General features: G+C 59.8%; 9 protein-coding genes. 2 read left to right on the top strand and 7 right to left on the bottom strand.

What is annotated here, in order from left to right; all coding sequences use genetic code 11:
* Positions 1 to 13 precede the first annotated feature (13 nt).
* From SB725_RS07280 to SB725_RS07260, 5 genes are all read right to left on the bottom strand, one after another.
* Entirely contained in the window at positions 14 to 1,189 is a 1,176-nt protein-coding gene (locus SB725_RS07280) for a lactonase family protein (RefSeq protein WP_410921479.1), read from the bottom strand.
* The gene (locus SB725_RS07275; RefSeq protein ID WP_410921478.1) at positions 1,176 to 1,472 is read right to left on the bottom strand and encodes a DUF5629 family protein; all 297 of its coding nucleotides are present in this window, start codon (positions 1,470 to 1,472) and stop codon (positions 1,176 to 1,178) included. Before SB725_RS07275 ends, SB725_RS07280 begins: the two co-directional genes overlap by 14 nt.
* Before the next feature lie 200 nt (positions 1,473 to 1,672).
* Positions 1,673 to 3,253, bottom strand: coding sequence for an aldehyde dehydrogenase (NADP(+)) (locus SB725_RS07270; protein WP_410921477.1), 1,581 nt, complete (start codon positions 3,251 to 3,253; stop codon positions 1,673 to 1,675).
* A 10-nt stretch (positions 3,254 to 3,263) separates the two neighbouring features.
* On the bottom strand, positions 3,264 to 4,256 hold the full coding sequence (araD1, locus tag SB725_RS07265) for an AraD1 family protein (RefSeq protein ID WP_059180952.1): 993 nt from the start codon (positions 4,254 to 4,256) through the stop codon (positions 3,264 to 3,266).
* A 150-nt stretch (positions 4,257 to 4,406) separates the two neighbouring features.
* A complete protein-coding gene (locus SB725_RS07260; RefSeq protein ID WP_027923410.1) occupies positions 4,407 to 5,729 on the bottom strand; it encodes an MFS transporter in 1,323 nt (440 codons plus the stop codon).
* Positions 5,730 to 5,922: 193 nt separating this feature from the next.
* Here SB725_RS07260 and SB725_RS07255 point away from each other — a divergent pair, with 193 nt between their 5' ends.
* The gene (locus SB725_RS07255; protein WP_027923409.1) at positions 5,923 to 7,659 is read left to right on the top strand and encodes an IlvD/Edd family dehydratase; all 1,737 of its coding nucleotides are present in this window, start codon (positions 5,923 to 5,925) and stop codon (positions 7,657 to 7,659) included.
* Positions 7,660 to 7,781: 122 nt separating this feature from the next.
* Complete coding sequence (locus tag SB725_RS07250; protein WP_027923408.1) at positions 7,782 to 8,501, top strand: FadR/GntR family transcriptional regulator; 720 nt, start codon at positions 7,782 to 7,784, stop codon at positions 8,499 to 8,501.
* A gap of 178 nt (positions 8,502 to 8,679) precedes the next feature.
* Here SB725_RS07250 and SB725_RS07245 read toward each other — a convergent pair whose 3' ends face one another.
* Both SB725_RS07245 and SB725_RS07240 read right to left on the bottom strand, forming a co-directional pair.
* Positions 8,680 to 11,055: an efflux RND transporter permease subunit gene (locus SB725_RS07245; protein WP_027923407.1), complete on the bottom strand. Its 2,376-nt coding sequence runs from the start codon at positions 11,053 to 11,055 to the stop codon at positions 8,680 to 8,682.
* A gap of 25 nt (positions 11,056 to 11,080) precedes the next feature.
* Positions 11,081 to 12,133 carry a WD40/YVTN/BNR-like repeat-containing protein gene (locus SB725_RS07240; protein ID WP_027923406.1) on the bottom strand — a complete coding sequence of 351 codons (1,053 nt, stop codon included), beginning with the start codon at positions 12,131 to 12,133 and terminating at the stop codon, positions 11,081 to 11,083.
* Positions 12,134 to 12,801: the final 668 nt, after the last annotated feature.

The raw sequence follows: 12,801 nt of genomic DNA, 5'->3' as shown, positions 1-12,801 counted from the left end.
CGGGGCCTGCGGCCTATTGACGCAGCATGAACTTGAGGTCGCTTGGCGCGTCCATCGGCAGCTTTTGCACGGTTTTACCCAGCAAACCGGTCTTGGCATCGCGTTCGACGACGACAATCTGGTTGCTCTTCTGATTGGCAATCAACAGGAATTGGCCACTGGGATCGAGGCTGAATTCGCGCGGATGGTCGCCATCCACGGAGCGTCGCTGCAATTCCTTGAGGTGGCCAGTCGCCGGGTCGATGGCAAACACCAGCAACTGATTGGCGGTGCCACGGTTACTGACGTAGAGGAATTTGCCATCCGCGGAGGCATGCAGCGCCGCCGCGGCCTTATCAGACGTGGGCTGGCCCGCCGCGAGGTCAACCATCTGCGTTTGCTCCAGTGTGCCGTCCTTGTAATCGAACACGGCCACCTGAGCACTCATTTCCATGGTCAGCCAGGCATGCTTGCCATCGGCGCTGAACAACAGATGACGCGGCCCGCTGCCTGGCGGCAACTGGACTGACGCCGGTTTGGCCGGCGTCAATGGCAGGTCCGGGTTGGCCTTGGGGTCGAAGCGATAGACAAAGACCTTGTCAGCGCCCAGGTCATTGGAGAACACGTACCGACCGTCTGGCGAGGAAATCGTCGAGTGCACGTGAGCCGACATCTGCCGCTCGGGGTTGACCCGACTCGACAGATGGCTGCTCATCTGCACCACGGTGTTGAGTTTGCCATCGGTGCCCACCGGCAACACCGCAAGGGTGCCGCCCGGATCTTCCACCACCGAGTAGTTGCTGACGAACAGATGACGGCCATCGCCGCTCAGGCTCGAATGGGTCGGCTCGTTGCCCAGGCTCTGCACCTGATTGATCAGGCTCAGCGCATGGGTTTTGGGATCAATGGCATAACTGCTGACGCGCCCGACCGGATCTTTCTGCCCTGGGCCGTTTTCGTTGACCACGAACAGCCGATGCTGATCCTTGGACAGCGTCAGCCAGGACGGATTTTCAGTCTTGATCACTTGCAGTGGCTTGGGGTTGATCTGCCCGGTCGAACTGTCGAAGTTCAGGCGATAAATGCCCTGGCTCTGCCCCGCCGTGTAGGAACCCACCAGCAACTGATAGTCCTCGGCCGAAGCGGCCTGAGTGCCCATCGCGCCGATACTGCCAGCCATCAACAGAGGCCAGATTTTACGCATCCTCATGCTCGTCATCCTCGTCGTCACCGCCGCCGAATGCTTCCGTACACACCAGACGATGCTCACCGGAACTGCCGGTGATCACCCAGCTTTGCAGGGTCGGGTCGAAGGTGGCTGCCTGAATCTGTGCCGGGGTGAACTCCCAATTCTTGGCCGCTCGGCCGTCCATGCATTCAATGTGCAAGTTGTCGTCTTCATCGAGGGAGAATTCGAAAGCATGCAACCCGTCGATTTCCACCATGTCGCAGTGTTCGAGGGTGTTAAGCAAGGTGTCGGCTACGGCAGTCATGGCAATCAATCTTTGAATGGGAAAGACGCAATGATAGCTCAATGTGCTCACGGCCCGATGCCGACCACAAAACTCACCAGCAACACAAAACAATGTTGGAGTGAGCCTGCTCGCGATGGCGGTCTTTCATTCAACATTGATGTTGGATGTTAGATTGCTATCGCGAGCAGGCTCCCTCCTACAGGGATTGTGTTTAACCGTTAGAGGGCTTCTCGTGATGGCTGGCCATCCACCAGTCGCTGGATGCGCAGCGGATTGCCATTCTTCAACGCGTCCGGCAGCAGGCTGTCCGGGTAGTTCTGGAAGCACACCGGGCGCAGAAAGCGGTCAATCGCCAAGGTGCCCACTGACGTGCCGCGTGCATCAGACGTCGCTGGGTACGGTCCGCCGTGGACCATCGAATCGCAAACTTCCACACCGGTCGGATACCCGTTCAGCAGAATCCGCCCGACTTTATGCTCCAGCAGCGCGGTCAGCTCGCCGAACTGTTCAAAGTCCGCCGGATCGCCAATGATCGTTGCCGTGAGCTGGCCATGCAGCCCGTTCAGTGCAGCGCTCAGTTGTGCCTGATCGGCCACTTCCACCACCACCGTGGTCGGACCGAACACCTCTTCCTGCAAGACTTCATCACCCTTGAGCAAAAGGCTGACGTCCGCCTTGAACAGTTGCGGCTGAGCCTGATTGCCCTGTTGCGCGTTGCCCGCCAGGTGCGCGATCCCCGGATGCGCGAGGAGTTTTTCCAGGCCTTTGCCGTAGCTGCTCAAGGTTCCGGCATTGAGCATGGTTTGCGCCGGCTGATCGTTGATCAACGACACGACCTGCTGCACGAATGCGCTGAACTGCGGGGAACGAATCCCGATCACCAACCCTGGATTGGTGCAGAACTGACCACAGCCCTGAACCACTGACGCCGTCAGGTCACGGGCGACTGTATCAGCGCGGCTGTGCAACGCCTGTGGCAACACGATCACCGGATTGATGCTCGACATTTCCGCGAACACCGGAATTGGCTGAGGGCGTGCAGCGGCCATGTCGCACAAGGCGCGCCCGCCCTTCAACGAGCCGGTAAAACCGACGGCCTGAATTGCCGGGTGCTTGACCAGCGCTTCGCCGACCCCGCCACCGTAGATCATGTTGAACACACCGGCCGGCATGCCGGTTTTTTCCGCGGCACGCAGGATTGCGTCAGCCACCCATTCGGCCGTGGCCATGTGACCACCATGCGCCTTGAACACCACCGGGCAACCCGCCGCCAGGGCCGAGGCGGTATCGCCGCCCGCCGTCGAGAACGCCAACGGAAAGTTGCTGGCCCCGAACACGGCCACCGGGCCGAGCCCGATACGGTATTGGCGCAAGTCCGGACGTGGCAATGGCGTGCGTTCGGGCAACGCTTTATCGATCCGTGCACCGTAAAAATCACCGCGACGCAGCACCTTGGCGAACAGGCGCATCTGGCCGCTGGTGCGACCGCGTTCGCCTTGAATACGGCCGGCAGGCAGCGCAGTTTCGCGGCAGACCACGGCAACGAATTCGTCACCCAGAGCGTCCAGTTCATCGGCAATTGCATCGAGGAATTGGGCGCGACGTTCCGCGCTCAAGCTACGATAGGCCGGGTAAGCCGTCGCGGCAGCCTTGGCGGCGGCGTCCACTTCTTGCGCAGTGGCCTGGTAGAAATCATGCGGCAACGCTTCGCCGGTGCTGGCATCGAGGCTCTGGAGTTTGAGCGAGCCGACAGCGCTGCGCTGGCCACCGATGTAGTTGTGTCCAAGGATCAGGGTCATGCGTATCTCCTTAAAGGGTGACGACGGTGCCGGGTTCGAACGCTGCTGGCGCAGGCTCGATGCCGTTGATCAACGGTGCACCAAACTCGACCTGGCTGATTTCAAACACATCACCCGGCCGCGTACGAATACCGTCGGCGAACGACAGGGTCGCGGTGCCGAAGAAATGAATGTGCACGTCCCCCGGACGCAGGAACTGGCTGTACTTGAAATGATGGTATTCGAGGTTTTCCAGGCTGTGGCACATGTTGGCTTCGCCGCTGAGAAACTCGTTCTGCCACAGCACTTCGCCGTCGCGCAGGATGCGGCTGGTGCCGGCCAGATGTTGGGGTAGTTCGCCCACCCGAAGCTCCGGCCCATAGCTGCAACTGCGCAATTTTGAGTGTGCCAGGTACAGGTAATTCTTACGTTCCATGACGTGATCGGAGAACTCGTTGCCGACCGCATAACCGAGGCGATAAGGCTTGCTGTCGTGACCGATCACGTAGAGGCCGCTGAGCTCGGGCTCTTCGCCGGCGTCTTCGGCGAACGGTGGCAGCGGGAACGGTTGGCCCGGCCGAACGACGATGCTGCCGTCGCCCTTGTAGAACCATTCCGGTTGTACGCCGGCCTGCCCTGCGTCCGGTTTACCGCCCTCCACGCCCCATTTGAAGATGCGCATGGTGTCAGTCATGGCCGCTTCGTCACCGGCCTGTTGATGCATTTTGTCCCGGGCCGAGGCGCTGCCCAAATGGGTCAGGCCGGTGCCGCTGACCAGCATGTGAGCCGGGTCCGGGTGGTCCAGCGGTGGCAGGATGCGCAGCGCGGCGAGCAGTTCGGCGTAGTTGTGGCTGATGCCCAGGCCCAGGGCGTTTACTTGCTGCTGCAGAGTTGTGCCGGCTTCAATGGCTGCCAGTGCCAGATCGCGAACGGTATGCGCGTTCTGCACTTCACGGACCAGACCGTCCTCGACGACACCGACGCGGCGCTCGCCATGACTTAATTCGAATTGAACCAAACGCATGATTTTCTCCTGTTTATTCGAAACACCACCGATCCCCGTAGGAGTGAGCCTGCTCGCGATGAGGCCATCACCTTCAACATTGATGGCGACTGATACACCGCTATCGCGAGCAGGCTCACGCCTACAGTTGATCGGCGTTAACCCTGAAACTCAGGTGCGGGTTGCACCACGCGCACTGGCCGCAAATTGATCCGCCGGCAGCACGTGCTTGCGCTCCAGCAACCGGTAAACCACGCCCGTCAGCACCAGCCCGAACACCATCACACCCGACAGGAAATACAGCCCCGACGCCAGGTTGCCGGTGTACTCCTTGAGCGCACCGATCACGAACGGACCGATGTAACCGCCCAGGTTGCCCACCGAGTTGATCAAGGCGATCCCGGCCGCCGCACTGGCCCCGGCAAAGAATCGACCCGGCAAAGTCCAGAACACTGCCGTGCAGGAAAACAGCGCAAACGCCACCAGACACAGCGCCGCCAGTTGCAACACCGGCACCGTCAGCCAGGCGCTGAGGAACAGGCCGATGGCACCCAGCACATACAGCACGGCCAGGTGACCGTAGCGGTCATTCAATCGGTCGGAGCTGCGCGGAATGATCAACAAACCGACAATCCCGAAGATGTACGGCACTGCCGACACGAAACCGGTGACGAGGTCGCTGCCGCCGAACTGTTTGATCAACGTCGGCAACCACAGACCCAAGCCATAAATGCTCAACGTCACTGGCAGATAAAACAGTGCCAGCAGCAACACGCGTTTGTCCTTGAGTGCGTGCAACGGGTTGCCGTGACGGGTCTGGCCGTATTGCTCAAGGTCCTTTTTCAACTCACCGGACAGCCAGTCTTTCTCGGCCTGGTCCATCCATTTCACTTGCTGTGGACCGTCAGGCAGGTAACGCAGCACCGGCCAGGTCAGCAGGATCGCCGGTGTACCGATGACGATGAACAACCACTGCCAGCCGTGTAAACCGAGGGTGCCGTCCATGCCGAGCAAGCCGCCGGACACCGGGCCGGTGACCATCATCGCGATAGGCTGGGACAGGATGAACAGACCGAGGATCTTGCCGCGATGGCGAATCGGGAACCACTGCGTGATGTAGTACAGAACACCGGGGAAGAACCCGGCTTCCGCTGCACCGAGCAGAAAGCGCATCACGTAGAAACTCTGCGGTCCCTGAACGAACGCCATGCCGATGGTGATCGCGCCCCAGGTGATCATGATCCGCGCAAACCAGCGTCGTGCGCCAAAGCGATCGAGCATCAGGTTGCTGGGGATTTCAAACAGGAAATAACCAATGAAGAACAGCCCGGCACCCAAGCCGTAAGCGGCGTCGCCGAGGCCGATGTCGGCGCCCATGTGCAGCTTGGCGAAGCCTACGGCGGAGCGATCCACATAGGCGATCAGGTACAGCAGGATCAGGAAGGGAATCAGTTTCAGCGTGATGCGACGGATAAGCCGCAGTTCCTGGCTCATGAGATCGGTCTCCGATTGTTGTTGTTATAGAACCTCGGGGGCCGCCTCTCGCCGAAAACAACCAGGGCCAACCCTCCGTTGAAATCGACTATATAGTAATACTAATTACCCAACAACACTTCCAAACCTGTGAATTTGAGCTTATGTTACGCCGTAGCCGCAACAATATAGTCATACAATAAGAGAATCGATCATGTCTGATAAGAAACCCACCCTGCGCTCCGCCCAATGGTTTGGCACCGCCGACAAGAACGGCTTCATGTACCGCAGCTGGATGAAGAATCAGGGCATCGCCGACCACCAGTTCCAGGGCAAACCAATCATCGGCATCTGCAATACCTGGTCGGAATTGACCCCGTGCAACGCGCACTTCCGCCAGATCGCGGAGCACGTCAAACGCGGGGTGATCGAGGCCGGTGGCTGGCCGGTTGAATTCCCGGTGTTCTCCAACGGCGAATCCAATCTGCGCCCGACTGCCATGTTTACCCGCAACCTGACGAGCATGGACGTCGAAGAAGCCATTCGCGGCAACCCGATTGATGGCGTGGTATTGCTGACCGGTTGTGACAAAACCACCCCGGCGCTGCTGATGGGCGCGGCCAGTTGCGACGTGCCGGCGATCGTCGTCACCGGCGGTCCGATGCTCAACGGCAAGCACAAGGGCAAGGACATCGGTTCGGGCACGGTGGTCTGGCAGCTCAGCGAACAAGTGAAAGCCGGCACCATCACCCTCGACGACTTCCTCGCAGCCGAGGGTGGCATGTCCCGTTCGGCGGGCACTTGCAACACCATGGGCACGGCATCGACCATGGCCTGCATGGCCGAAGCACTGGGCACTTCCCTGCCCCACAACGCGGCGATTCCGGCGGTTGATTCACGCCGCTATGTCCTCGCGCACATGTCCGGCATGCGTGCGGTGGAGATGGTTCGAGAAGACTTGAAGCTGTCGAAAATCCTCACGAAAGAAGCCTTCGAAAACGCCATTCGTGTCAACGCCGCCATTGGCGGTTCGACCAACGCCGTAATCCATTTGAAAGCCATCGCCGGCCGCATCGGCGTGGACCTGGAGCTGGACGACTGGACCCGTATCGGTCGCGGCATGCCGACCATCGTCGACCTGCAACCGTCCGGGCGCTTCCTGATGGAAGAGTTCTACTACGCCGGCGGCCTGCCCGCCGTGCTGCGCCGTCTCGGTGAGGCCAACCTGATCCCGCATCCGAATGCCTTGACTGTCAACGGCAAGACCCTCGGCGAGAACACCAAAGACGCGCCGATCTACGGCGAGGACGAAGTGATCCGCACCCTCGACAACCCGATCCGTGCCGACGGCGGCATCTGCGTGTTGCGCGGCAACCTGGCGCCACTCGGTGCGGTGCTCAAGCCGTCCGCGGCCACGGCAGAACTGATGCAGCATCGTGGGCGCGCGGTGGTGTTCGAGAACTTCGACATGTATAAGGCGCGGATCAACGATCCGGAACTGGACGTCGACGCCAACTCGATCCTGGTAATGAAGAACTGCGGGCCGAAGGGTTACCCGGGCATGGCTGAAGTCGGCAACATGGGTTTGCCAGCCAAGTTGCTCGCCCAAGGCGTGACCGACATGGTGCGCATTTCCGATGCGCGCATGAGTGGCACCGCCTACGGCACCGTGGTGTTGCACGTTGCACCGGAGGCGGCGGCAGGTGGGCCATTGGCGGCGGTGAAAGAAGGTGACTGGATTGAGCTGGACTGTGGCAGCGGCCGTTTGCACCTGGATATTCCGGATGCTGAACTGGCCGCGCGGATGGCGGACTTGCAGCCACCGCAACAGATGATCCTGGGCGGCTATCGTCAGCTGTACATCGACCATGTGCTGCAGGCGGATCAGGGTTGCGACTTCGACTTCCTGGTCGGCTGCCGCGGCGCCGAAGTGCCGCGCCACTCTCACTAACCCACTGCCCCCCCTGTGGGAGCGAGCAGGCTCGCTCCCACAATTGCTTTGCACCTGCCTCAAGATCCCGTCGTGCCTGTTATCATGCAGCCCCCCCTTCGCACAGGACCGCGCCGTTCCCCATGGATTACCGCAAACCCTCCGACCGCAAAAGCATGCACTCGCGCATTGTCCAGGAACTGGGCATGCAGATCGTTTCCGGGCGCTTCAAGCCAGACGACAAACTGCCCGCCGAAGCCCTGTTGTGTGAGGAGTATGCGGTCAGCCGCCCGGTGCTGCGCGAGGCCACCCGAGTGTTGGTTGCCAAAGGACTGGTGTATTCCCGTCCGCGAGTGGGTACGGTGGTCAAGCAGCGCAAGGAGTGGCACATGCTCGACCCGGACGTTTTGCATTGGTTGATGCAAAGCAGCCCGCAGAATCAGTTTTTCGATTTGCTCACCAGTGTGCGCAGCATCATCGAACCCGCCGCCGCTGCACTCGCCGCGCAGTTCGCCACGGAGGCAGACATCGCGTCCATCGGCGAAGCCTACCAGCGCATGGAAGCGGCGCCGACCCCGGAAGCGTTGCTGCAACCGGACCTGGACTTCCACAGCCGCATCGCCGATGCAACCCACAACGACTTGCTGGCCAACCTGTGCAACATGCTGTCGGTGGCGATTGCCGAAGCCTTGAAGCATTCCAACCAGCGGCCGAACCTGCATGAACTGGCGCTGCCCCGGCACAAGGCGATTCTCACCGCCATCGAAAACCGCGATGCCCTCGGCGCACGGCATGCGACGCTGGTGCAGCTGGACGATGCGCGCAGTGCGTTGAATGTGGTGTTGGGTAGCGATCCTTCCTGAAAAAACACCTCCCTGTAGGAGCAGAGCTTGCTCGCGATGGCGGAGGGTCAGTCAACATAGATGTTGAATGTTCTACCGGTATCGCGAGCAAGCTCTGCTCCTACAGGGGGGTTAGTGTTGAATTCGGGGTGTAAAAAAGCCGCAACCAGGGTTGCGGCTTTTTTGTTTCAGGCAAGGATCAGTGAGCGAACAGCGAGTTGCCCTTCTGCCCGGCCAGTTTCTCCGGTTTGATCAGGAAGCGTGCCAGCGCCGGCAACAGCCACAGCGCGCCGAACATGTTCCAGAGCAGCATGAAGGTCAGCATCAAGCCCATGTCAGCCTGGAACTTGATGGCCGAGAAGATCCAGGTGCACACGCCGATGGCCAGGCACAGACCGGTGAACAGCACAGCTTTACCGGTGGACTTCAGCGTCTGGTAATAGGCTTCTTGCAACGGCAGACCGGCACGCAGGAAGCTTTCCAGACGGCTGTAGATGTAAATGCCGTAGTCCACGCCAATCCCTACACCCAGCGCAACCACCGGCAGGGTCGCCACTTTCACGCCGATACCCATGAAGGCCATCAAGGCGTTGCCGAGTACCGAGGTCAGCACCAGTGGCAACACGATGCACAAGGTCGCCGCCCACGAACGGAAGGTGATCATGCACATGGTCGCGACACAGATGTAGACGAGGATCAGGATGGTCAGCTCGGATTCCTTGATCACCTCGTTGGTGGCCGCCTCGATGCCGGCGTTACCGGCCGCGAGGATGAATTCCAGACCGTCCTTGTTGTTCTCCTTGGCGAAGTCCTGCACGGCATGCACCGCGCGATCCAGCGTTGCCGCCTTGTGATCGTTGAGGAACACCAGCACCGGCGCCAGGGAGCAGCTGTTGTTGTACAGGCCATCGGCACGGGCGATGGAGTTGTTCAGCACGTCCGGGTTACGCGACAGGGTTTCCCATTTCAGGTTGCCCTCGTTCATGCCCTTGATCATCTGTTTGGACACGGTCACCAGGGAAATCGCCGACTGCACGCCCTCGGTGTTCTGCATCTTCCACATCAGCTCATCGATCGGTGCCATGGCTTCATAGCGTGAGCAACCTTCGGCCTTGGTCTTGACCATCACCACCAACACATCGGAACTGGTGGAATAGTTACTGATGATGAAGTTGTTGTCCTTGTTGTAGCGCGAGTCCGGACGCAGTTCTGGTGCACCCTGATCGAGGTCACCGATTTTCAGGTTCTGGCTGTACCAGAGGCCACCACCGAAGGCGATCAAGGCGAGGAAGATCGACACCGGCGCGACTTTTTTGCTGGCGAAGTTCGACAGCAGGCGCCAGAACGGGTGTTCGCGGTGTGCGTCTTTCTTGCTGCGTTCAACGGCTCGCTTGCTGATACCGACGTAGGAAATCGCCACCGGCAGCAGGATCAGGTTGGTGAACACGATCACCGCCACGCCGATGGACGCGCCGATGGCCAGCTCACGAATCACACCGATATCGATGATCAGCAGCGTGATGAAACCCACCGCATCCGCGAGGATCGCAATCATCCCCGGCAGGAACAGCTGACGGAACGTGCGTCGCGCAGCGGTCAGTGCGTTATCGGCCTCACTGGATTGCAAGGCGATACCGTTGATCTTCTGTACGCCGTGGGAAATACCGATGGCGAAGATCAGGAACGGCACCAGCATCGAGTAAGGATCGAGCCCGAAGCCGAAGAAGTGCATCAACCCCAACTGCCAGACCACCGCCACCAGGGTGGTACTGAGTACCGCCACGGTGCTGCGCATGCAGTTGGTGAACCAGTACAGCAGGATCAGCGTGATGATGAAGGCGACGCCGAAGAACATCACCACCATGACCAGGCCATCGATCAGGTCACCTACTTTCTTGGCGAAACCGACGATGTGGATCTGCACATTAGGGTTCTGCTTTTCAAACTTGTCGCGGATCTTTTCTTCCAGCTGGTGGGAGAACTGGCGATAGTCCAGTGCCAGCAACTTGCCTTGGTCCTGCGGGTCCGGGTAGGACTCCAGCAGCGGGATGTCGACGATGCTCGACTTGAAGTCGTTGGCCACCAGCCGCCCGACCTGCCCGGACTTGAGGACGTTGTTGCGCAGCAGATCGAGGCTTTGCTGGGAGCCGTTGTAACTTTGCGGAATCACTTCACCCCCGGCGAAGCCCTCCTCCGTTACCTCGGTCCAGCGCACGCTCGGGCTCCACAGCGACTTGAGGCCGGAACGGTCGACGCCGGAAATGTAGAACACCTCGTCGTTGATCTGACGCAGGGTCTCCATGTATTCCTTGGAGAAGATATCGCCGTCAGTGGCTTCCACCGAGATGCGCACGGTGTTGCCCAGGTTCGCCAGATCGTTGCGGTGCTCCATCATCTTTTGAATGAAGGGATGCTCGAGCGGGATCATTTTTTCGAAACTGGTGGACGGCCGGATCAGCGTCGCCTGCCAGAACAGGAAAATACTGACCAACAGGCAGATCGTGATCACTGCCGGGCGGTTGTTGAAAATCAGGCGCTCTAGAAACGTCGCCTTGTCCTGGTGATGACTTGTCATGGATGTCATAGCTCCGCCCTTCTTATTATTTGCCCAGCTCTGAGCCGGTTGGCGAAGTAGCGCGAACGCCGCCCTGTCCTGCCAGAATCAGATTGCCGTTGCCCGCCGCCGTCACTGCCGAAACGGAAATGCGATCCGGACGGTTGAACACGCTGAAGGTTTCGCCGTTGTCGTTGCTGCGGATGACCGAGCCGCCGTTGCCGACGATCACGATGGCGCCGTCGTCAAGCAGCGTTGCACCGGATAACCCGAACTCCAGCGCGCCGCGAGTGGCTTTGAGTTCAACCTGTTCCCAGGTGCTGCCGAAATCCGTAGAGCGGTAGAGATTGCCGCGCAGACCGTAAGCCAGCAGCGTATTGGCTTGTGCCGTGCCGATCACGCCGAACAGCGAACCTTGGTACGGGCCTTCGAGTTTTTCCCAGGTCTGGCCCCAGTCGGCAGAGCGGAACATGCTGCCCTGTTCGCCGACGATGAACAGCCCGGCATCCTTGACCGATGCGATGCCGTTGAGGTGGAACTGGTCTTCGTTGTCCAGGCGATCACTGGCGTCTTCCCAGTGCTTGCCACCGTCGGTGGTTTCCAGCAGCGCGCCATACGCGCCCACGGCAAAGCCGCTGTTGGCGTCCTTGAACCAGACGTCGAGCAGCGGAGCTTCGCGTTTCAAATCTTCGAATTGCTTGGTCCAGGTGGCGCCACCGTCCTCGCTGGCGAGGATCTGAGCGTCATGGCCGACGGCCCAGCCGTGTTTGTCATCGACGAAAAACACCGAGGTCAGCAGTGCGCGGGTTGGCACCTTGGCTTGAACCCAGGTTGCGCCCTGATCGTCGGAATACAGGATATGCCCGCGATCACCGACCGCCACCAGGCGCTTGCCGGCGTGGACGACATCGAGCATCAGGCTTTTGACGGCCTTGGCAGATTCAATGGCAAAAACAGTATCGGATGCTGGCGCGGCAGCGGCCAGCGCAGGTGCCGACAAGGCGGCACAGCCCAACAGCGAGAGCGCTGTAGCCAGCAACGCGAATTTGCGCAGTGCCGGCGGGCGGCAGATACCCACACCCATGACAGGCTCACTCATAGACCTTCCCCCATTATTATTGTTAGGTCGTTCAACCTTTCAGGGCGCCGTAAGGTGGCTCGTGGTGATTGGCTGTTTGGAGCTTAGTCCTGAAATGCGCAATCTAGAGCCCCTTCGGAAGCTGGCTTATCCTATCGGGGTTTGGAAAGGTCTGACAATCGACGCCACGTTATCTTTTGTTAACCTGACGGGGATGGGGTTTGGTTGAATGATTGGGTATCAGGTGGGGTGATTGGGGGTTTTCTGCTTGGTGTTCGGAGCTCGATGTACATATCCGTTGCTGCGGTAACGGCTGCTTATGGTTTCGCTCTTACAGCGACTCACTTTTCCAAACGCCGAAAAGTAAGCAAAAGGCTTCGCCCCGGCGTACGGCACTTCGCTAAGGCTCAGTGTTCCCTCGCTACGGTGTCCATCAGGGGGCATCGCCTACGGTCTGCTTCGCTACGACCTCCTCTCGATGTGTGCGGCTTCGCCGCACGGCGCTACGCGCCTACCCCCCTGATGAACACCTACGCTCGGCCTGCCGAAGGGGCGAAAGATCAAAAGCAAATCAAGATCAAGATCAAGATCAAAAGCCAAAACCAAAGCCATAGCCAAAGCCAAAGCCAAAGCCAAAGCCAAAGCCAAAGCCAAAGCCAAAGCCAAAGCCAAAGCCAAAGCCAAAGCCA

The organism is Pseudomonas sp. SIMBA_041 (assembly GCF_046535095.1).
Lineage (GTDB): Bacteria > Pseudomonadota > Gammaproteobacteria > Pseudomonadales > Pseudomonadaceae > Aquipseudomonas > Aquipseudomonas mucoides.
Note: the sequence above shows the minus strand (reverse complement) of the source record. Positions and strands in the feature narration are given on the sequence as shown.